Source organism: Streptomyces sp. HNM0574 (assembly GCF_012726235.1).
Taxonomy (GTDB): Bacteria; Actinomycetota; Actinomycetes; order Streptomycetales; family Streptomycetaceae; genus Streptomyces.
Map to the genome: position 1 here is coordinate 77,078 of NZ_JAASAH010000012.1, position 17,643 is coordinate 94,720.

Annotated in this window: 14 protein-coding genes; 5 read left to right on the forward strand and 9 right to left on the reverse strand. The window is 73.0% G+C overall.

Annotated features, from left to right (window positions below; all coding sequences use genetic code 11):
* Window positions 1–5: 5 nt before the first annotated feature.
* Window positions 6–401, reverse strand: a complete 396-nt coding sequence (locus HCC30_RS20175) for a GNAT family N-acetyltransferase (RefSeq protein WP_240979761.1) — start codon at window positions 399–401, stop codon at window positions 6–8.
* Between the two features lie 238 nt (window positions 402–639).
* Between HCC30_RS20175 and HCC30_RS20180 the strand changes: the two genes are divergently transcribed.
* From HCC30_RS20180 to HCC30_RS20190, 3 genes are all read left to right on the forward strand, one after another.
* Window positions 640–1,371 carry an HAD-IB family phosphatase gene (locus HCC30_RS20180; protein ID WP_169444022.1) on the forward strand — a complete coding sequence of 244 codons (732 nt, stop codon included), beginning with the start codon at window positions 640–642 and terminating at the stop codon, window positions 1,369–1,371.
* 209 nt (window positions 1,372–1,580) lie between these two features.
* Window positions 1,581–3,392 carry a globin domain-containing protein gene (locus HCC30_RS20185; protein ID WP_169444023.1) on the forward strand — a complete coding sequence of 604 codons (1,812 nt, stop codon included), beginning with the start codon at window positions 1,581–1,583 and terminating at the stop codon, window positions 3,390–3,392.
* Between the two features lie 161 nt (window positions 3,393–3,553).
* On the forward strand, window positions 3,554–4,480 hold the full coding sequence (locus HCC30_RS20190) for a pyridoxamine 5'-phosphate oxidase family protein (protein ID WP_240979762.1): 927 nt from the start codon (window positions 3,554–3,556) through the stop codon (window positions 4,478–4,480).
* Window positions 4,481–4,765: 285 nt separating this feature from the next.
* Here HCC30_RS20190 and HCC30_RS20195 read toward each other — a convergent pair whose 3' ends face one another.
* The 5 genes from HCC30_RS20195 to HCC30_RS20215 all read right to left on the reverse strand — a co-directional run bounded on the left by HCC30_RS20195 (window position 4,766) and on the right by HCC30_RS20215 (window position 8,444).
* A complete protein-coding gene (locus HCC30_RS20195; RefSeq protein ID WP_169444025.1) occupies window positions 4,766–5,305 on the reverse strand; it encodes an NUDIX hydrolase in 540 nt (179 codons plus the stop codon).
* 49 nt (window positions 5,306–5,354) lie between these two features.
* The gene (locus tag HCC30_RS20200) at window positions 5,355–5,903 is read right to left on the reverse strand and encodes a potassium channel family protein (RefSeq protein WP_169444026.1); all 549 of its coding nucleotides are present in this window, start codon (window positions 5,901–5,903) and stop codon (window positions 5,355–5,357) included.
* 71 nt (window positions 5,904–5,974) lie between these two features.
* Window positions 5,975–6,649, reverse strand: a complete 675-nt coding sequence (locus HCC30_RS20205; RefSeq protein ID WP_346776717.1) for a GNAT family N-acetyltransferase — start codon at window positions 6,647–6,649, stop codon at window positions 5,975–5,977.
* The gene (locus tag HCC30_RS20210) at window positions 6,646–8,271 is read right to left on the reverse strand and encodes a pyridoxal-dependent decarboxylase (RefSeq protein ID WP_240979752.1); all 1,626 of its coding nucleotides are present in this window, start codon (window positions 8,269–8,271) and stop codon (window positions 6,646–6,648) included. The genes HCC30_RS20205 and HCC30_RS20210 overlap by 4 nt, the downstream gene beginning before the upstream one ends.
* Entirely contained in the window at window positions 8,268–8,444 is a 177-nt protein-coding gene (locus HCC30_RS20215) for a hypothetical protein (RefSeq protein WP_169444027.1), read from the reverse strand. The genes HCC30_RS20210 and HCC30_RS20215 overlap by 4 nt, the downstream gene beginning before the upstream one ends.
* Before the next feature lie 407 nt (window positions 8,445–8,851).
* Here HCC30_RS20215 and HCC30_RS20220 point away from each other — a divergent pair, with 407 nt between their 5' ends.
* Window positions 8,852–10,624 (forward strand): BCCT family transporter, encoded by a 1,773-nt coding sequence (locus tag HCC30_RS20220; RefSeq protein WP_346776718.1) that lies wholly within the window; start codon window positions 8,852–8,854, stop codon window positions 10,622–10,624.
* A gap of 181 nt (window positions 10,625–10,805) precedes the next feature.
* Here HCC30_RS20220 and HCC30_RS20225 read toward each other — a convergent pair whose 3' ends face one another.
* The 3 genes from HCC30_RS20225 to HCC30_RS20235 all read right to left on the reverse strand — a co-directional run bounded on the left by HCC30_RS20225 (window position 10,806) and on the right by HCC30_RS20235 (window position 15,720).
* Window positions 10,806–11,873 (reverse strand): hypothetical protein, encoded by a 1,068-nt coding sequence (locus HCC30_RS20225; RefSeq protein ID WP_346776719.1) that lies wholly within the window; start codon window positions 11,871–11,873, stop codon window positions 10,806–10,808.
* Between the two features lie 238 nt (window positions 11,874–12,111).
* Window positions 12,112–13,488, reverse strand: coding sequence for an NAD(P)/FAD-dependent oxidoreductase (locus HCC30_RS20230; RefSeq protein ID WP_169444028.1), 1,377 nt, complete (start codon window positions 13,486–13,488; stop codon window positions 12,112–12,114).
* A 162-nt stretch (window positions 13,489–13,650) separates the two neighbouring features.
* Window positions 13,651–15,720 carry a PhoX family protein gene (locus HCC30_RS20235; RefSeq protein ID WP_169444029.1) on the reverse strand — a complete coding sequence of 690 codons (2,070 nt, stop codon included), beginning with the start codon at window positions 15,718–15,720 and terminating at the stop codon, window positions 13,651–13,653.
* A gap of 253 nt (window positions 15,721–15,973) precedes the next feature.
* On the opposite strand from HCC30_RS20235, the gene metG reads away from it, so the two are divergent.
* Complete coding sequence (gene metG / locus HCC30_RS20240) at window positions 15,974–17,587, forward strand: methionine--tRNA ligase (protein WP_169444030.1); 1,614 nt, start codon at window positions 15,974–15,976, stop codon at window positions 17,585–17,587.
* The last annotated feature ends 56 nt before the right edge of the window (window positions 17,588–17,643 follow it).

A 17,643-nucleotide genomic window follows, 5' to 3' on the forward strand; every position in this document is an offset into this window, starting at 1 on the left:
CCGGCTCAGAGCAGCATCTTGAAGCCCAGGTGCGAGGCCTCGAAGCCCAGCCGCTCGTAGAAGCGGTGCGCGTCGATCCGGGTGGCGTCGGAGGTGAGCTGGAGCACCGAGCAGCCCAGCCGCCTGGCCTCCTCGACGCACCACTCGAACATCCGCGTCCCCAGCCCGCCCGCGCGCACGTCCGCGTGCACCCGGACCGCCTCGATCAGCGCGCGGCTCGCGCCCTGCCTGGACAGCCCGGGGATGACGGTGAGCTGGAGCGTGCCGACCGTGCGGCCGTCCAGCTCGGCGACCATCAGGTGCTGGTTCGGGTCGGCGGCGATCCGCTCGAACGCCGCGAGATAGGCGGCCGGTTCGTCCGGCGTCTCGCGCAGCGCGCCCAGGTGGTCGTCGGCGAGCATGCCGACGATCGCCGGGACGTCGCTCGCGGTGGCGCGGCGCAGGACGGGCGCGTCCTGCGCGCCGGCCGGTCCGTCGGCCTGGGGGGAGGGTGACGCAGTGCTCATGATCCGCACCCTACGCCCCGGAATCGGCCGGTGGCGCGGGGCTGTTGCCCGCTTTTCCGCCGCCGCGCACCCGGCCCCCGGGCGCTCCGGGCGGGCGTGTACGGAGGCCGTGGCGCGACCTACCATCGGGCGCATGACGACGCGTGCGCCACAGGCCGCCGGAGCGGAACCCCGTACGGGCCCGCGCCTGCACCTCTTCGACCTCGACGGGACGCTGATGCGCGGTTCCGCCGCGCTCGCGATCTCGCGCCGGCTGGGGCTGGAACCGGAGACCCGGGAGCTGGAGCGCCGGTTCTCGGAGGGCCTGCTGACGCCGCCCGAGTTCGCGGCGGAGGCGTGCGCGCTGTGGGCGGAGCTCATCACGCACGCGCACGTGGCGGAGGCGTTCGCCGAGGCGCCGTGGCTGGACGGCATCCGCGAAGTATGGGACGAGATCAGGGAGTCGGGGGAGCACTGTGCGGTGATTTCCCTTTCGCCCGACTTCTTCGTCCGGCTGCTGGCGGAACAGGCCCCTCCGGGGCGGCGGTCGGAGGGCCTCCCGGCGGCGGACGGCCCGGGGCGCGGGGCCGACGCGGCGCGCGGCTCGGTCTGGCCCGCGCTCCCGTTCCGCGACCCGGTCGACCCGGCGGGCATCCTCTCCGCGGCCGCGAAGGTGAAGATCGCGGATGAACTGTGTGCCGCCTTCGGGGTGTCGAGGGCGGACTGCGTGGCCTACGGCGACTCGATGTCGGACGTCGCGCTCTTCGGCGCCGTACCGGTCTCGGTCGCGGTGAACGCGGACCACCACGTGAGCGGCCTGGCCGCGTACGAGTACCGCGGAGACGATCTCCGCGAGGCTTACCGACTCGCGCGTTACGAGGGGTAATTCGCGCTTAGTGGCCGGAATCACGGAATTCGGTGGAACCGTCTACGGGTCTTGTGCACTGAAGTCATAACGGTATGGTCGTCTGCGCATCGTCCGGTATGGATCGCTCTATGGGATTCCTCGGGCGTTGACACAGGGGGACGATTAGCCACGCGTTCCGCTTGCGGAAGTGCGAAGACGGTCCGGGAGAGTTCGAGGCGAGGCTGAGCATGACCACCACGTCATCCGACAACGGTGCGACCGCCGGTGACGGTGGCGGCGGCAGCGGCGATTGGGGTTGGTTCGCCCCGGCCAGACCCGGTGCCCAGCAGCGCCCCGGAGCCGAAACGGGCCCCGAGGACGAACGCGGCGGCACCGCCGAGCCGGCCACCGAGACCCCCGACGGCGCCCGGGAGACCCCGAGCCGTCCCGTCGCCGCGATACGCCCCGTCGGCGAACGGGCCCGCAGCGCCCAGCAGATATCCCGGGCCGCGCGGCCCGGGAGCGGCCCGGACGCCGGTGCGCCGCAGCTCCCGGCGCGGGGTGCCGAGCCGGGAGCCGCGGCCCCCTCGCTGTTCTCGCCGGCGTCCCGTACGACCGGCACGCCGGCCGTCACCGGACGGGTACCGGAACCGCGCCCGCAGGGCGACGACGAGCCCGAACCGGAACACCAGCCCGTGCCCCCGTCCGGCCTCCAGGGCCTGACCCCCGCGGGCGCCTCGGCCCCGGCCGGCCCCGCACCCCTGATGCCGCGCACGGCCCCGGCACTCCCCGCCCGCCCCGGCCCGGCGGACGCCCCCGGAACCGGAGCCCCGGACCGGGCCGCGCCCGCCGCCGGAACCGGAGCCAGGATCGCGATCGCCGCCGGTCCCGCCGCCGGCGCAGGACAGGCCCGGGTGAGCGAGCCGTCCCGGGACGCGGTGCTCATCCGCCGTTCCCTCGACGAGATCGGCGACCGTTCGGACGCCGTGACGGCGTACTTCTACGCCCTGCTGTTCGTCCAGCACCCCACGCTGCGGGACCTCTTCCCCGCGTCCATGGACACCCAGCGGGACCGCCTGTTCCAGGCCCTGCTGACGGCCGTGAAGTACATCGACGACCTGCCCCGGCTGACCGAGTACCTGACCGGCCTCGGGCGCGGGCACCGCAAGTACGGCACCCGTCCCGAGCACTACCCGGCCGTCGGCGAGTGCCTGCTGGGCGCCATCGCCCAGTACGCGCCGGAGAGTTGGGACGACGCGACCGAGGACGCCTGGGCGCGCGCGTACACCACGATCTCCCAGGTCATGATCGACGCCGCGGCCGAGGACGAGCTGCGCTCCCCCGCCTGGTGGGAGGCCGAGGTCGTCGCGCACGAGCAGCGCACCCCGGACATCGCGGTGCTCACCGTCCGGCCGGACCAGCCGTACCCGTTCCTCGCCGGGCAGTACACGAGCATCGAGACGCCGTGGTGGCCGCGCGTGTGGCGGCACTACTCGTTCGCCTCCTCGCCGCGCTCCGACGGGCTGCTCACCTTCCACGTCAAGGCCGTCCCCGCGGGCTGGGTCTCCACCGCGCTCGTCTACCGCGCCAAGCCCGGTGACGTGCTGCGGCTCGGGCCGCCCGCCGGGAGCATGACCGTCGACCACCGGCGGGACGGCGGGCTGCTCTGCCTCGGCGGCGGCACCGGCATCGCCCCGATCAAGGCGCTGATCGAGGACGTCGCGCAGCACGGCCGCGCCCGCCCCGTCGAGGTGTTCTACGGCGCGCGCAGCGACCACGACCTGTACGACCTGGAGACGATGCTCGAACTGGAGCGCCGCAACCCGTGGTTGTCGCTCCGCCCCGTGGTGTCCGTCGGCCCCGGGCCCGACCACCCGCAGACCCTCTCCGGTGAACTCCCGGACGCCATCCGCGCGTTGGGTCCGTGGACCTCGTACGACGGCTATCTCTCCGGCCCGCCCGGCATGATCCGCAGCGGGCTCGACGCGCTGGTCGGCTCCGGCATACCCGCCGGCCGCATCCGGCACGACTCGCTGGACGAGCTGGTCGCGGGCCGATGACGGAACACGGGGGACGGCACGCGGCGCACGGTCATGCCCTCAGCGGGTCTGCCGTGAACGGGTACGAGGCGGGCGCGGACGAAGGGGGAGCCGGCGTGCCCGGGACGCACGGCTGGGAGGACGCGCGGGCCGACCGTCCCGGCAGCGCGGGCGAGCACGCGTTGCAGGCCGCCATCGGCACCGAGGACCGCGCCGACCGCTTCTACGACGACCAGGTTCTCGGTCATCTCAACGCGCGCATGCGGGAGTTCACGGAACGTCAGGAGATGTTCTTCCTGGCGACCTCGGACAGCAAGGGCGAGTGCGACAGCAGCTTCCGCGCCGGACCGCCCGGATTTCTGCGGGTAATTGACGAGAAGACTCTCGTCTTTCCCGAGTACCGCGGCAATGGTGTGCACGCCAGCCTGGGGAATATCCAGGAGAACCCGCACCTGGGAATCCTGATGGTGGACTTCCTCCAGGCCCGGATCGGCCTGCACATCAATGGCCGCGCGGAAGTTCACGAGGACGAAGAGATGCGTTCCGTCCTCCCCGGACTGCCCGACGACCCCGTGCCCGGGCGGCGCGCCAGGATGTGGGTCAAGGTCGAGGTCGAAGAGGCGTACATCCACTGCGCCAAGCACATCCCGCACCTGCAGAAGGCGCCCAAGCGGACGGCCCGCGACTGGGGCACCGACGACTACAAGCGCAAGGGCGGCGACTTCTTCGGCGTGGCCCGGGACGCGAAGGAGGCGCGGGCGCGGGCCGAGGCCGCCGCTCCGGCGGAGCCGGAGTCCGCGCCGTCCGGGCCTTTGCCGTTGCCGCCGGGGGCGCCGCCCGTGCCCGCGGCGCCGCCGGCTCCTCCGGTTCCTCCGGTTCCGCCGGTGCAGGATGTGCCGCCGTTGCCGTCCGCGCCGCCGCTTCCGGCGATTCCGCCGCCGCCGGCCGAGCCGCCGGCTCCGGTTCCGGCCTCGGCCCCGGCTCCGGTCGCGGACGGGATCGCGCACTGGCGGCAGCAGGCGGAGCAGGCGCTGGCGGAGGCGCGGCGCAGGGGGGCCGAACGGGCCCGTGAACAGGGGTCGTTCGCGGACTGGTTCGGGCGGGCCTAGGGGGCGCCGCGGGGTGCCCCTTCTTGTGCGTCGCGGGGTGCGGGTGCGTCGTGGCCCGGCTTTTCGCGCAGTTCCCCGCGCCCCTGATCGGGCTCGCCTCGCTTCTCGGGCTCACCCCGCTTGGGAGAACTGCGCCGTAGGCGTAGGGCTGGCAAGCGCAGCGCGCTCACCCCCGCGCGGGGTGCGCAACTGCCGTCACCGGGCCACCCCGTACGCCGTGGCCGTTCGCGCAGTTCCCCGCGCCCCCAAGAGGGCGCAGTTCCCCGCGCCCCCAAAAAGGGGCGCTCAGCCCAGGTCCGGGGACAGGAGGGAGCGGATGCCCTCGATGTTGGTGTCGAGGTAGGTGCGGAGGGTCGGGGGGACGATGTCGACGGAGGCGATGCCCTCGCGGGTGAAGGGGACGCGGACGACCTCGTACTCCCCGCAGGGCTCCTCCACTTCGGGCCCGTGCCGCTTGGTCAGGTCCATCGAGGCCAGGCGGCAGACGAAGAAGTGCTGGATCTTCACGCCGTGCGCCGCGTGCGCCGTCGAGTGGTGCACGGTGTCGACGAAGGCGGGGACCACGTCGGTGACCTTCGCGCCCAGCTCCTCGTCCACCTCCCGGTGCAGCGCGTCGACGACGGTCGCGTCCACGCCGGGTTCGACGCCGCCGCCCGGCGTGATCCAGTACGGCTCGCAGTCCGGCTTGGTGCGCTTGATGAGGAGCAGGTCGGGGGTGCCGCCGAGCGGGACCAGGCCGGGCACCGCGGCGTCGCCGTCCTGCCGGCCGGTGTCCAGCAGGAGGGCGCGGGCGGTGCGCTTGACCACGGGACGTTCTGAGGTCATGCAGGAGGTGTGGCCGCCGCGCCGCCCCGCCAAACGTCGCGTCGTGCCGTCACCCGTCGCGGCCCTTCCCCGAGGACCCGAGCAGGGCGGTCACGCGGGTGGAGACGGCGGTGGCGGCGGCGGTGAGGAAGACGAGGGAGTAGAGGATCTGCAGGACGACGACGAGGCGGGCCGACTGGCCGGTGGCCGCGATGTCGCCGTAGCCGACCGTCGCGGTGCTGACGAGGGTGAAGTAGAGCGCGTCGATGTGGGTGCGCAGCCGGCCCGTCATCTCGCCCGGCTGGTGGGCGAGTCCGAGGTAGGCGGTGGCGAAGACGAGCACCGAGAGGCAGACGAGCACCGTGATCCGGAGGACGGGGCGGGCGCCGGGCCGGTCGGTGAGCGCGTCCCGGATGGCGCGCAGCAGCAGCGCGGCGATGAGCGCGAGCCCGGCGGTGAAGACGGCCCAGCTGAGGACGGGCCGGTGCGGGCCGAAGGTGCCGACGGGCAGCAGGAAGTAGACGACGGCCGGTACGAGGACCCAGCCGAACAGCCACCACCAGCCGCGCACCACCTCCCGCGCCTCGCCCGTCGCCGCCGCTCTCGTCCGCCGCCTCATGCGGGCAATTCTCGGCGGCGCCCCGGGCCCGCGCCCCCGCGCACCCGCCCGGCGTGTCCCCGGGCGGGCGCTCAGGCGGGCCGTTCGCGGGCCATGAAGGCGGCGCGTTTGCCGGGCAGGTCGAGTTCGCGGAGCTTGCGGAACCCGGCCCGTTCGTGGGCCCTCACGCCCCGCACGTCCCGGACGTCGGGTTCGGCGACGACGCGGGAGGCGTACGGGTCGAGCGAGAGCTGCCAGTCGGAGACGGCGCGCAGCAGGCGGGCGCCGAGGCCGCGGCCGCGCGAGTGGTGCGGGCCGATCAGCAGCCGCAGGCCCGCGTCGTGGCGGCGGGCGGTGTAGAGGGTGGCGAAGGGGGCGAGGTCGGCGCGGTACAGCTCCCAGTAGCTGCTCGGTTCGCCGTCGAGGCAGCCGACGAACGGCGTGGAGTAGCTGCTCGCCAGCTGCTGCCGCAGGTACGCCTCGATCTGCCCGGGCGGGTGGGCGAGTTGCCAGAAGCGGGCGACGTCCGGGTCGTTCATCCAGGAGTGCACCAGCGGGGCGTCGGCCGTCGGGTGGACGCAGCGCAGCGAGAACACGGCGCCGCCCGGCAGCCGGGCGACGGTGACCCCGTGCCCGGGCGGCAGGTCCGGCTCCGCCGGCTCCTCGCGCACGGCCCCGCGCCCGCCGTCCCCGTACCCGGGTCCGGTGCGGGCGCGGCCGCCGGTGACGGTGCCGAGGGTGCGGGGGACGGTGTCCTGCGCGGTCACGCGGCCGCTCCGTGCAGCCGGACGTGGGCGGCGATGGCGGCGTCGGCGGCGGCCGGTGCGGGGAGCGTCACGGGCCTGCCGTGCAGCGCGGCCTCGGTGGCGACGCCGTGGCTGTCGGCGGTGTCGGCGATGCGCTTCAGCAGCCCGTGCGGTTCCGGCGGGGTGGCCGTCCCCGGGTGGAGCAGGGTGGCCTTGAGCCAGAGCTTGTCGACGCCGTCCGCGTCGGTGGCGACGGTGCGGCCGAGCACGGCCGAGCCGTCGGCCAGCAGTTTCCTGCGCACCGCCGCGACCAGCAAGTCGCCCTCGCCGCGCGGCAGTTCGTCGGCGGCGAGCGGCCGGAACAGCACGGTGCTGATGCCGTGGGTGCCGGCCGCCGGGTACGCGCGCAGGGCCGGGTGGGCCTCGACGGCGCGGGCGAGGCGGTCGGCGCCGTCCACGCAGTTCTCGACGAGCGCGGCCACGCCCTCGCGGCCGAGCGCCCGCAGCGTGACGGCGATCTTCAGCGCCCCGGTGCTGCGCGAGCCGAGCCCGGAGCCGCAGGTCGGGTCGACGGGGTCGAGCGGGTCGAGGTGGCCGAGCGTGTTCCCGTCGGCGACGGTGAGCGCCCCGGCGGTGACGGGCTGGCCGCCGAGCCCGAGCCGGTGCAGGTCGAGGGCGACGGAGTGTGCGTACTGGATGCCGTCGAGGCGTGGGGCGAGGCGCTCGCTGAACAGCAGCGTGCCGCCGTAGGCCGCGTCGACGTGGAAGGTGGCGCCGTGCGTGGCCGCGACCTGGCCGAGCTCGGACAGCGGGTCGACGAGCCCCGCGTCCTCCGTGCCCGCCGTGGCGACGACGAGGACGGGCACGGAGGCCACACCGCCGCACTCGGCGAGCACCCGGTCCAGCGCGGCCGGCTGCATCCGGCCGCGGGGGCACTCGACGGTGAGCGGGGTCGGCAGGCCCAGCGTCCAGGCGGCCCGGTGCACGCTGCGGTGCGCGTTGGTGCCGCAGACGACCTGGACGGTGCGGGCGCCGGTGTCGCGGGCCCGCTCGCGGGCGAGGAGCAGGGCCGCGAGGTTGGCGCCGTCGCCGCCGCTGGTGACGACGGAGCCGGGTGCGGGGCGGCCGGGGTGCACGAGCGTGGCGAGCGCCTCCGTCACCTCGCGCTCCACGACGGCGGCCGCGGGCCCCTCCTCCCGGCAGTCGGCGACCGGGGCCAGCGCGGACGCGGCGAGGTCGGCCGCGGCGGCGAGGGCGAGCGGCGGGGCGTAGGGGCCGGCGGCGCAGTACGGGTCGGACGGGTCGGCGGAGCCGCGCGCGGTGGCGCGGACGAGGGAGCGCAGCGCGTCGTGCGCGCCGACTCCCTGCTCGGGGAGGACGGGGGCGCAGGCGGCGCGCGCCCGGGCGGCGGCCGGGGCCGGGCCGCCGGAGGGGAGGGGGCCGTCGCGGTCGAGGGCGCCCTGGACGAGCGCGTCGATCACGACGTCGGTCAAGTCCCGCAGGACTTCCGGGCCTTGGACTCCTCCGGCGGTGGCCCGCGCGTAGCGGTCACCGCCCGTCTCGGCTGCCATCACGCGCGTCCCCTCGGTGGTCCTGTCGTGGCTGTGCTTGCTGTCGTCGCGGTGTGCGTACGTGCCGGTCATGGGGTGCGTCCCGGGGAGCGGAGCGGGAGGTAGAAGGCGCGGTCCGCGCAGGGGCAGTGCGCGGCGGGCGGCGGGGTGTCCGGGCGGCGGCGGAGGCGGAGCGTGCCGCGCGGGTGCCGGTCCGGGTGCTGCGGGCGGTTGAGGTCGCGGTGGGGTGGTGGCACGGCTGGCATGGCGGCTGCCCCTCGGGTCGTCGGCGCGGACGGGGCTGTGCGCACGACGGCCCCTCCCGGGGGATGCCGTCGGTCACAACACTCACGGATCAACTTAGGTTAGGCAACCCTAACCAGCCAAGTCCATGGGGCCTCCGACCGCCCGATTCAGGACAGCTGTGATCCACTTCTCACTCGTCGCGCGGTTTCACCCCGCACGACCCCTCTGGCCTGCCGATCCGCCTCATGGCGGGGTCGATCCGGACGCACCGCTGCCCGTTCGTCCGTTACTCACCCTTGGAGCTCCGTTTGTAATCGATTTGTCATACATGCTCAGGTGTGAGCCGGGTAGCCGCCGGAATCGGGCAGGTCCTTGATCTTTCGGGCCCGGCGCCCGTGAACCTTGTTTCCGACACAGAGGACAGAGTGTGACTGCGCAACCGCTGGAGGGCTCACCGGAGAAGGGTGGCTCCACACCCGGCAGACAGGAGGCGGGGTCCTCGGGGGCCTCGTCGACCGAGCCGAAGAAGCCAGGGTCGGAGAAGAAGAAGCCCTCCATCGCCCCGCGCGTGTTCTACCCGTCCGCCGCGATCATCCTCGCCTTCGTGCTGTACGCCGTCCTCTTCCAGGACTCGGCGGCGTCCCTGGTCTCCGCGATCCAGGACCGGATCGTCGGCGGACTCGGCTGGTACTACACGGCGCTGGTCTCGCTCTTCGTCATCTTCTGCCTCTGGGTCGGCATCGGCCGCTACGGGGACATCAAGCTCGGCAAGGACAAGGACGAGCCCGAGTTCGGGATGATGTCCTGGCTGGCGATGCTGTTCGCGGCCGGCATGGGCATCGGCCTGGTCTTCTGGGGCGTCGCCGAACCGCTGAACTTCTTCGACGCGCCGAAGCCGGGCGTCGGTGAAAGCGACGGCGACAAGGCCCAGTTCGCGATGATCCAGACGTTCCTGCACTGGGGCATCCACCCCTGGGCGATCTACGTCGTGGTCGGTCTCGCCGTCGCCTACGCGGTGCACCGCAAGGGCCGTCCGGTCTCCATCCGCTGGGCGCTGGAGCCGCTGTTCGGCGACAAGATCAAGGGCCGCTGGGGCGACGTCATCGACGTCATCGCGATCGTCGGCACCCTCTTCGGTGTCGCCACCTCGCTCGGTTTCGGCGTGATGCAGATATCCGCCGGACTGGACTTCGTCGGCTGGGTCGACTCCCCCGGCAAGGGCCTCCAGGTCGCCCTCATCATCGGCATCACCCTGCTGGCGACGGCGTCCGTCGTGACCGGCGTCGGCAAGGGCATCAAGTGGCTGTCCAACATCAACATGGGCCTCGCCGCGGCGCTGATGATCTTCGTGCTGATCGCCGGGCCGACGATGTTCATCATGAACGGCTTCGTCCAGGACATCGGCGCCTACCTGCAGAACGTCGTGCAGATGAGCTTCGACACCGGCGCCATGCAGGGCAGCGAGGGCACCGACTGGGTCAAGGGCTGGACGATCTTCTACTGGGGCTGGTGGATCTCCTGGTCGCCGTTCGTCGGCGTCTTCATCGCCCGTATCTCGCGCGGCCGCACCGTCCGTGAGTTCGTCTGCGGTGTGCTGCTCGTGCCGACCCTGCTGACCTTCTTCTGGTTCGCCGTCTTCGGCGGCGCCGGTCTGCACCGCGAGATGTTCGGTGACGGCGGCATCATCCACAAGGCCGGCGTGAACACCGACAGCGCGCTCTTCGAGCTGCTCAACACGCTGCCCGGCGGCCCGGTGATCGCGGGCGTCACGATCCTGCTGATCGTGCTGTTCTTCGTCACCTCCTCCGACTCCGGCTCCTACGTCGTCGACATGCTCGCCTCCGGCGGCGACCCCAACCCGCCGGTGTGGAGCCGGGTGTTCTGGGCCTTCGCTGCGGGCGCCGTCGCCATCGCGCTGCTCGTCACGGGCGGCGCCGGCGCCGACTCGCTGACGACGCTGCAGACCACGGCGATCATCATCGCGCTGCCGTTCAGCGTCGTGATGCTCGCGATGTGCTTCGCGACGCTGAAGTCCTTCCGCCGCGAGCGGCAGGCGTACCTCGCCCGCCGGCGCGAGCGGCAGCAGGAGCACATCGTCGACAAGACGATCGCCGCGATCGAGGAGGGCCTGGAGAACGGCACCCTCGAAACCACCGGCGAGCACCAGCTCCCGACGCTGACGCGCACCACCAAGGAGTAACTCCGGCCCTGAAAGGGGCGCGGGGAACTGCGCGAACAGCCACGACGCACCCGCGGGCCGATCGCCGACGGCAGGCCGGCCGACGGGACGGAAAGGGGCCCCGCCGCACAACTTCCGTGCGGCGGGGCCCCTTTGGTGTCTTCGGTGTCCTGGCGAATCCCGGGCGGGAAGCCACAGGCGCTCACTCGTACATGACGTACTCCGGCGTCGGCCGCAGCTTCAGGACCTCCGACGGTGTCATCACACGGCTGCCCTCGGCCTCCGCGTCCTCGTCGTAGAACAGCTTGAAGCCGGTGTGCAGCCCGGCGGGCAGCGACTTGACCAGGCCGTTCCACGTCTGCCGCTTCAGCTCGGGGGCGCCGATGCCGTCCGCGCTCATGATCGGGACGACGCCGGGCGAGGTGCGCAGCGCGCTCCGCTCGGGGACGACGGAGAGCCCGACCTGGTGGAAGACCATCGGCTTCTCCGGCAGCCCGTGCTTCTCGACGATGCCGGAGAGGTAGCCCGCGATGGCGGTGAGCTCCCGGCCCGTGGTCCGCCCGTACTTCTTGCCGGGGACCTCGCCGGGGCCCATGTCCCACTCGGGGTCGACGGCGACGCCGACGTCCGGGTGGACCAGCCACTTCTCCAGCGCCTTGACCTCCTCCAGCATGTCCGCCTGGCCCGGCTGCACGTTCAGCAGCAGCAGCGCCTCGTGGCGGCGGGCCGCGTCGAGGTGGCGTTCGATGGTGTCCGGGCTGGTCCGCGTCCGGTACTTGCCCTCGGCGCCCGGCACCGGGTTCGCGATGGTGGCCAGCAGCTCCAGCACGGGCATGGGCTCGCGGTCCCGCGCGTACTCCTCGGCCTTCTTGCGGACCTCCTTCACCCGCTCGTCGAGGTCGCCCGTACCGAGCCGGCCCAGGGCGGCCGCGCCGGGCAGTCCGCAGTAGCCGGTCATCTGGTAGCGGGGGAACAACTCGCGGCCGCCGCCCGGGAGTTCGGGCCGCTTCGCGGGCCGCTTCGGCGGGGAGGCGGACGGCGCCGCCGAGCCGCCGCCCGCGCCCTGCGAGGGTCCCGCGCCGCCCGGCGGGCTGCCGCCCGACTCGCCGCACGCCGCGAGCAGCGCGCCCAGCCCGGCCGCCGCCGTCCCGGCGAGGATGCCGCGCCTGCTCGGGGTGCCGCCCGTGTGGCTCCGGGGGCGCGGCGTGCGGCCGGCCGCGTCGGTTCCGTCGTCTCGTGCCCCGGGGTCACCGGGAATGCTGCGTCGCACTGACCCTCCGTCCGCCGGTTGACCGGCTGTGTCGCGCGCGGTCACATACGTGCTGTGACCTGCGCGTTTCTGCGCGTTTTTGCGCCTTCCACGGCTCAGCCAGTGAAACACATAGCAGGACAATCAGGACGGAGGCCCGCTACCGCCACACACCGCCCGTTCCGGAGAGGCACCGGAACGGGCGACGAGGGGCGGCGGCGGGCCTCGGGGGCCTGCGGCAGCGGCGGGCGGCCGGGGCTCAGCGCTCCGGGCGGGAGGTCGCCATGGACGTGAGCTTGTCGCGCTGCTCCTGCGACAGGTAGGCGTCGGTGCGTTCGAAGTCGGCCAGCCTGCCCGCGCTGCGGGCCAGGAAACCGGTGCGGACGAAGTCGTCCCCGGTGAGTGAGTTGAGCACCCAGTTGGCCGCCGTCCTGGCCCGGGCCGTGCCGGTGCGCAGTGCCCCGAAGTGGTAGCCGCGGGTCACCAACTGCGCGGACAGGCCCGTCAGTTCGAAGCCGAGCGGGCGGGCGACGGCGTCGCAGCCGCCCAGGTCGACGACGAGGCCCAGGTCCTTGTGCCGGTACGGCTGGGTCGCCTCGCCGCGCAGCGTCGCCGCGACGTTCCCGGCCGCGCGCCAGCCCTGCCGCATCGCGTGCTGCGCGGTCGGCGGGCAGATCGCGTCGTACTCGCCCTCCGCCGCCTTCGCCAGGTCCGGGACGGCCGCGGCGTCGCCGAGCGCGAACACCCCGTCCGCGCCGTGCACCCGCAGGTCGGCGGTGACGGCCAGGCGGCCGCGCACCGTGTCCAGCCCGAGCGTCCCGATCAGCGGGCTGGCCGCGACGCCGGCCGTCCAGATCAGGGTGTGGCAGGGCAGGGTGCGGCCGTCGGTCAGCGAGACGGTGTTCTCGGTGACCTCGGAGACCGAGACGCCGAGCGAGACCTCGGTGCCCCGGCCGCGGATGATCTGCAACGCCCGGCGGCCCAGCCGGTCGCCCAGCTCGGGCATGATCTTCGGCGCCAGGTCGACGAGGTGCCACTTGATCAGGCTCGGGTCGAGGCGCGGGTAGCGGCGGAGCGCGGAGTTCGTCAGCCGCTGGAGGCAGGCGACGGTCTCGGTGCCCGCGTACCCGCCGCCGACCACCACGAACTGCAGCCGCGCGGCGCGCTCGGCCTCGTCCTCCGTCGCGCTGGCGATGTCCAGCTGCGCGATCACGTGGTCCCGGACCCAGGCGGCCTCGGCCAGCGTCTTCATGCCCCGGCCGTACATGTCGAGCCCGGGGATGTCGAAGCTGCGGGTGACGCTGCCCGGGGTGAGGACGAGGTAGTCGTAGCGCTCGTTCACCATCTCGTCGGTGATCAGCCGTACGACGCAGACCTTCGCGTCCGTGTCGATGCCGACGGCGCCGCCCGGCACGATGTGCGTGCGCCGCAGCAGCCTGCGCAGCGGGGCCGCGACGGACTGCGGCGTGAGCACGCCCGAGGCGACCTGCGGCAGCAGCGGCAGGTACAGCTCGTAGCTGGTGGGCGTGACGAGGGTCAGCTCCGCCTCGTACGGCTGGAGTTGCCGCTCCAGGCGCCGGGCGCACTCGACGCCGGCGAAGCCGCCGCCCACGATCAGGACTTTCGGTCGTTCCATGAGGCACCCGCAAGGTCGGCGAAACGGTGCGGACATCTGGGACATCACCGCACAGAAACCCTCGCACGCCCCCGTGACCCCCGCCACTGGCCCGCCACCGGACGGGCCCGGGGGCGCGCCGCCGCACGCCCCGGGGGCCCGGGTGCTCTCAGCCGGTGACGGTCAGGCGCCGACCTGCCCGCCGTTCCGCGGCCAGGCGGCGACGACGGCGGGGCGGACGTACGAGCCCGGCCCGTCGGGCCACTGCGAGGCGGGCTTCTCCACGCTGGCGCCGTCGATCTCGCCCGGGTGCTGGACGGCGACGAGCACGCGCCGGTCCTGGACGAGCGGGCCGCAGGTCTCGGCGCCGGCCGGGACGGTCAGGAACTGGCGGACCTCACCGCGGCGCGGGCCGCGGGTGGCGACGCCGAACAGGCCGTCGTGCGAGCCCAGCTCGTTGCCGTCGGTGGAGATCCACAGGTTGTCGAACGCGTCGAAGGTGACGTTGTCCGGGCAGGAGATCGGGCTGACCTGCTCCTTCGGGAACCCGGCGAAGTAGGTGCCCGGGTCCTTGGGGTCGCCGCAGACCAGGAAGAGGTTCCACGTGAAACGTGTCGCGGCCGCGTCGTTCCGGCGCTCGGTGAACTCCAGCACCTGGCCGTGCTTGTTGTTGTTCCGCGGGTTGGCCTCGTCCGCGCCCGCCTTGCCCTTGGCGCCGCGGTCGGTGTTGTTGGTGAGCGCCGCGTAGATCTTGCCCGTGCGGGGGCTCGGCTCGACGTCCTCGGGGCGGTCCATCTTCGTCGCGCCGACCTTGTCACCGGCGATGCGGGCGAAGACGTACACCTCCTCGGCGGTCATGCCGGGCACGTGCGAGGTGTCGCCGGTGGCCAGCGGGATCCAGCGGCCGCGGCCGTCGAACTCGCCGTCCTCGGGCAGGGTGCCCTCGCCGTCGATCTGGTCCTCGGGGCTGTTGCCGGTCAGCTTGGCGACGTACAGGGTGCCCTCGTCGAGGAGGGTCATGTTGTACTCGCGGTCCGCCGCGCTGGTGCCGCGCCGCATCCGGCGCGAGGAGACGAACTTGTACAGGTACTCGAAGCGCTCGTCGTCGCCCATGTAGACCACGGGGCGGCCGTCGTCGGTCAGCCGCGGCTGCGCGCCCTCGTGCTTGAAGCGGCCGAGCGCGGTCCGCTTCCGCGGCTTCGACTCCGGGTCGTACGGGTCGAGCTCGACGACCCAGCCGAAGCGGTGCGGCTCCTGCGGCTCCTTCGTCACGTCGAAGCGCTTGTCGAAACGCTCCCACTTGCGCTCCGAGTCGGCGCCCTTCAGCGCGTAACGCTCCAGCCGCTTGCGGTGCTTCGCGTCCCTGACCTTCTCGGTGTTCGCGAAGTACTGGTCGATGTTCTCCTCGCCGTGCAGCGTCGTGCCCCACGGGGTGGTGCCGCCCGAGCAGTTGTTCAGCGTGCCCAGGACGGTGCGGCCCTCGGGGTCGGCGTGGGTGCGCATCAGCTCGCCGCCCGCGGCCGGACCGGTGACCTCGAACGGGGTCGTGGCCGTCACGCGGCGGTTGAGCGGGTGGCGGGGGACGGCCTTGAGCGCGCCGGTGCGGCTCTCCTCCTCCACCACGACGACGGACAGGCCGTGCGCGGCCATCGCCGTCTCGGCCTGCTCGCGGGTGGGGTTGTCCTCGTCGTACCCGGCGAACATCAGGACCTCGTCGGTGTACTCGTGGTTGGCCACGAGCAGCTGACGGCCGCGCTCGCGCTCCAGCGGGAGCAGGGCGAGGAAGTCGTTGTTGTAGCCGAACTGCCCGGCCTGCGCCTTCGCGGACTGCCGCTCCGGGTCGAAGTCCGGCGCCCCGCGCAGGATCGGGTCACCCCAGCGGATGACGATGTTCTGCCCGTAGCCCTCGGGGACGGTCACGGTGTCGGCGGTGTTCGGCGCGACCGGCGCGAAGCGCAGCCCGCGCGCGGGCTTGCCCTTGGGGCCCTTGTTGTTGGCGTGCGGCGGGGGCGCGGCCACGGCCGGGGCCGGCTCGCCCGCGACGCCCGAGCCGACGGCGGCGGCCGCGCCGACCACGGCCGAGGCGCGCAGCACGGAACGGCGGGACACGGCCCGCGCGATGATGTCGCCCGCGTACTCGTTCCCGCTGGTGTTGGGCGCCGGGTGGAAGCAGGCGTCGCCGCAGCGGAAGCGGCAGGTCAGCGCGGAGCGCCCGCCTTGGTGGGAGCCGAGTATCGGCAGCATCTTGCGCATGGTGGTGTCCCCTCCGGACGTCCTTCGGTCACGGCGTTCGCGGCCCGCGCCGCGCTCCGGGAGGAGCTCACGGCGCCCCGCGCGCACGCCGCGTGCGTCTACGCGCGGCGACGCTATGGGGGCCGGTACGCCGGGGGGCGTCCTCGGCGTGAACTGCGGGTGAACGAGCCCGGTCCCCTCGGGCGGAACGCGCGTCTGTCACCGTGCGTAACGGCTTCGCTTCCGGGGTTCGCGGGCCGATAGGATTTCGACCATGGCGGCCACTGGATCAGAGCAGACAGGGTCGAAGGCTTTCTACGTCTCGACCCCCATTTACTACGTGAACGACGCTCCCCACCTGGGCCACGCCTATACGACCGTCGCAGGCGACGTGCTCTCGCGCTGGCACCGTCAGCGCGGCGAGAAGGTGTGGTACCTCACCGGCACGGACGAGCACGGTCAGAAGATCATGCGCACTGCCGAGGCGAACGGGGTCTCCCCGCAGGAGTGGTGCGACCGGCTCGTGGAGGAGGCCTGGAAGCCCCTCTGGGAGCACCTCGACATCGCGAACGACGACTTCATCCGGACCACGGAGCAGCGGCACACCGACCGCGTCCGTGAGTTCGTGCAGGACCTGTACGACCGCGGCGAGATCTACCAGGGCGGGTACGAGGGCCCGTACTGCGTGGGCTGCGAGGAGTACAAGACCACCGGCGAACTGCTCGACGGCGAGGGCGACTTCGCGGGCCAGAAGCTGTGCCCGATCCACAAGAAGCCGGTGGAGATGCTGAAGGAGGAGAACTACTTCTTCAAGCTCTCCGAGTACGGCCCGAAGCTCCTGGAGCACTACGAGGCCAACCCCGGCTTCATCCAGCCCGAGTCGGCGCGCAACGAGGTCGTGAACTTCGTCCGCCAGGGCCTGGAGGACCTCTCCATCTCGCGCTCCACCTTCGACTGGGGCGTCAAGGTCCCGTGGGACGACAAGCACGTCATCTACGTCTGGATCGACGCGCTGCTCAACTACGCGACCGCCGTCGGGTACGGCACCGACCAGGCCCGCTTCGAGGGCACCTTCCCGGCCGACGTGCACCTCGTCGGCAAGGACATCCTCCGCTTCCACGCGGTCATCTGGCCCGCCATGCTGATGGCCAACGGGCTGCCGCTGCCCGGCCGGATCGCCGCCAACGGCTGGCTGATGGTCGGCGGCGAGAAGATGTCCAAGTCCAACCTCACGGGCATCTCCCCGCAGCAGCTCACCGAGCACTTCGGCGTCGACGCGTACCGCTGGTACTTCCTCCGCGCCATCGCCTTCGGCCAGGACGGCTCCTTCTCCTGGGAGGACTTCACCGCCCGCTACACCAGCGAGCTCGCCAACGACTACGGCAACCTCGCCTCCCGCGTCGCCGCGATGATCGGCAAGTACTTCGGCGGCGAGCTGCCCGAGGCCACCGCGCACGGCGAGGCCGAGGACGCGATCGTGGCCGGCCTGGAGAAGGCCGTCGCCACCGCCGACGAACGGATCGGCGAGGAACTGGACTTCAGCGGCGGCATCGCGGCCGTCTTCGAGTTCATCAAGCAGGTCAACGGCTACCTCACCGAGCAGGAGCCGTGGAAGGTCGCCAAGGACAAGAGCGACGAGGGCCAGGCCCGCCTCGCCACTATCCTCCGCACCGCGGCCGAGGCGCTCCGCGCCTGCGCCGTCCTGCTGAACCCGGTGATGCCGGAGTCCAGCCAGAAGCTGTGGGAGTCCCTCGGCGCCGAGCCGCACCTCGGCCCCCTCGCCGAGCAGCGCGTCCCCGACGCCGCCAAGTGGAACCAGCTCGCGACGGGCTCCACCGTCACCAAGGGCGCCGTCCTCTTCCCGCGCCTGCCGGAGCCGAAGGAGTAACCCTCCTCCCGCGCACCACGACGAGTGCCCCGGGGCCGGGCGGCTCCGGGGCACTC

Bases quoted from the DNA above. Each gene is read 5' to 3' on its own strand.
- HCC30_RS20175 (WP_240979761.1), bottom strand. From the start codon at position 401: ATGCTCGCCGACGACCACCTGGGCGCGCTGCGCGAGACGCCGGACGAA.
- HCC30_RS20180 (WP_169444022.1), top strand. From the start codon at position 640: ATGACGACGCGTGCGCCACAGGCCGCCGGAGCGGAACCCCGTACGGGC.
- HCC30_RS20185 (WP_169444023.1), top strand. From the start codon at position 1,581: ATGACCACCACGTCATCCGACAACGGTGCGACCGCCGGTGACGGTGGC.
- HCC30_RS20195 (WP_169444025.1), bottom strand. From the start codon at position 5,305: ATGACCTCAGAACGTCCCGTGGTCAAGCGCACCGCCCGCGCCCTCCTG.
- HCC30_RS20200 (WP_169444026.1), bottom strand. From the start codon at position 5,903: ATGAGGCGGCGGACGAGAGCGGCGGCGACGGGCGAGGCGCGGGAGGTG.
- HCC30_RS20210 (WP_240979752.1), bottom strand. From the start codon at position 8,271: ATGACCGGCACGTACGCACACCGCGACGACAGCAAGCACAGCCACGAC.
- HCC30_RS20215 (WP_169444027.1), bottom strand. From the start codon at position 8,444: ATGCCAGCCGTGCCACCACCCCACCGCGACCTCAACCGCCCGCAGCAC.
- HCC30_RS20230 (WP_169444028.1), bottom strand. From the start codon at position 13,488: ATGGAACGACCGAAAGTCCTGATCGTGGGCGGCGGCTTCGCCGGCGTC.
- HCC30_RS20235 (WP_169444029.1), bottom strand. From the start codon at position 15,720: ATGCGCAAGATGCTGCCGATACTCGGCTCCCACCAAGGCGGGCGCTCC.
- metG (WP_169444030.1), top strand. From the start codon at position 15,974: ATGGCGGCCACTGGATCAGAGCAGACAGGGTCGAAGGCTTTCTACGTC.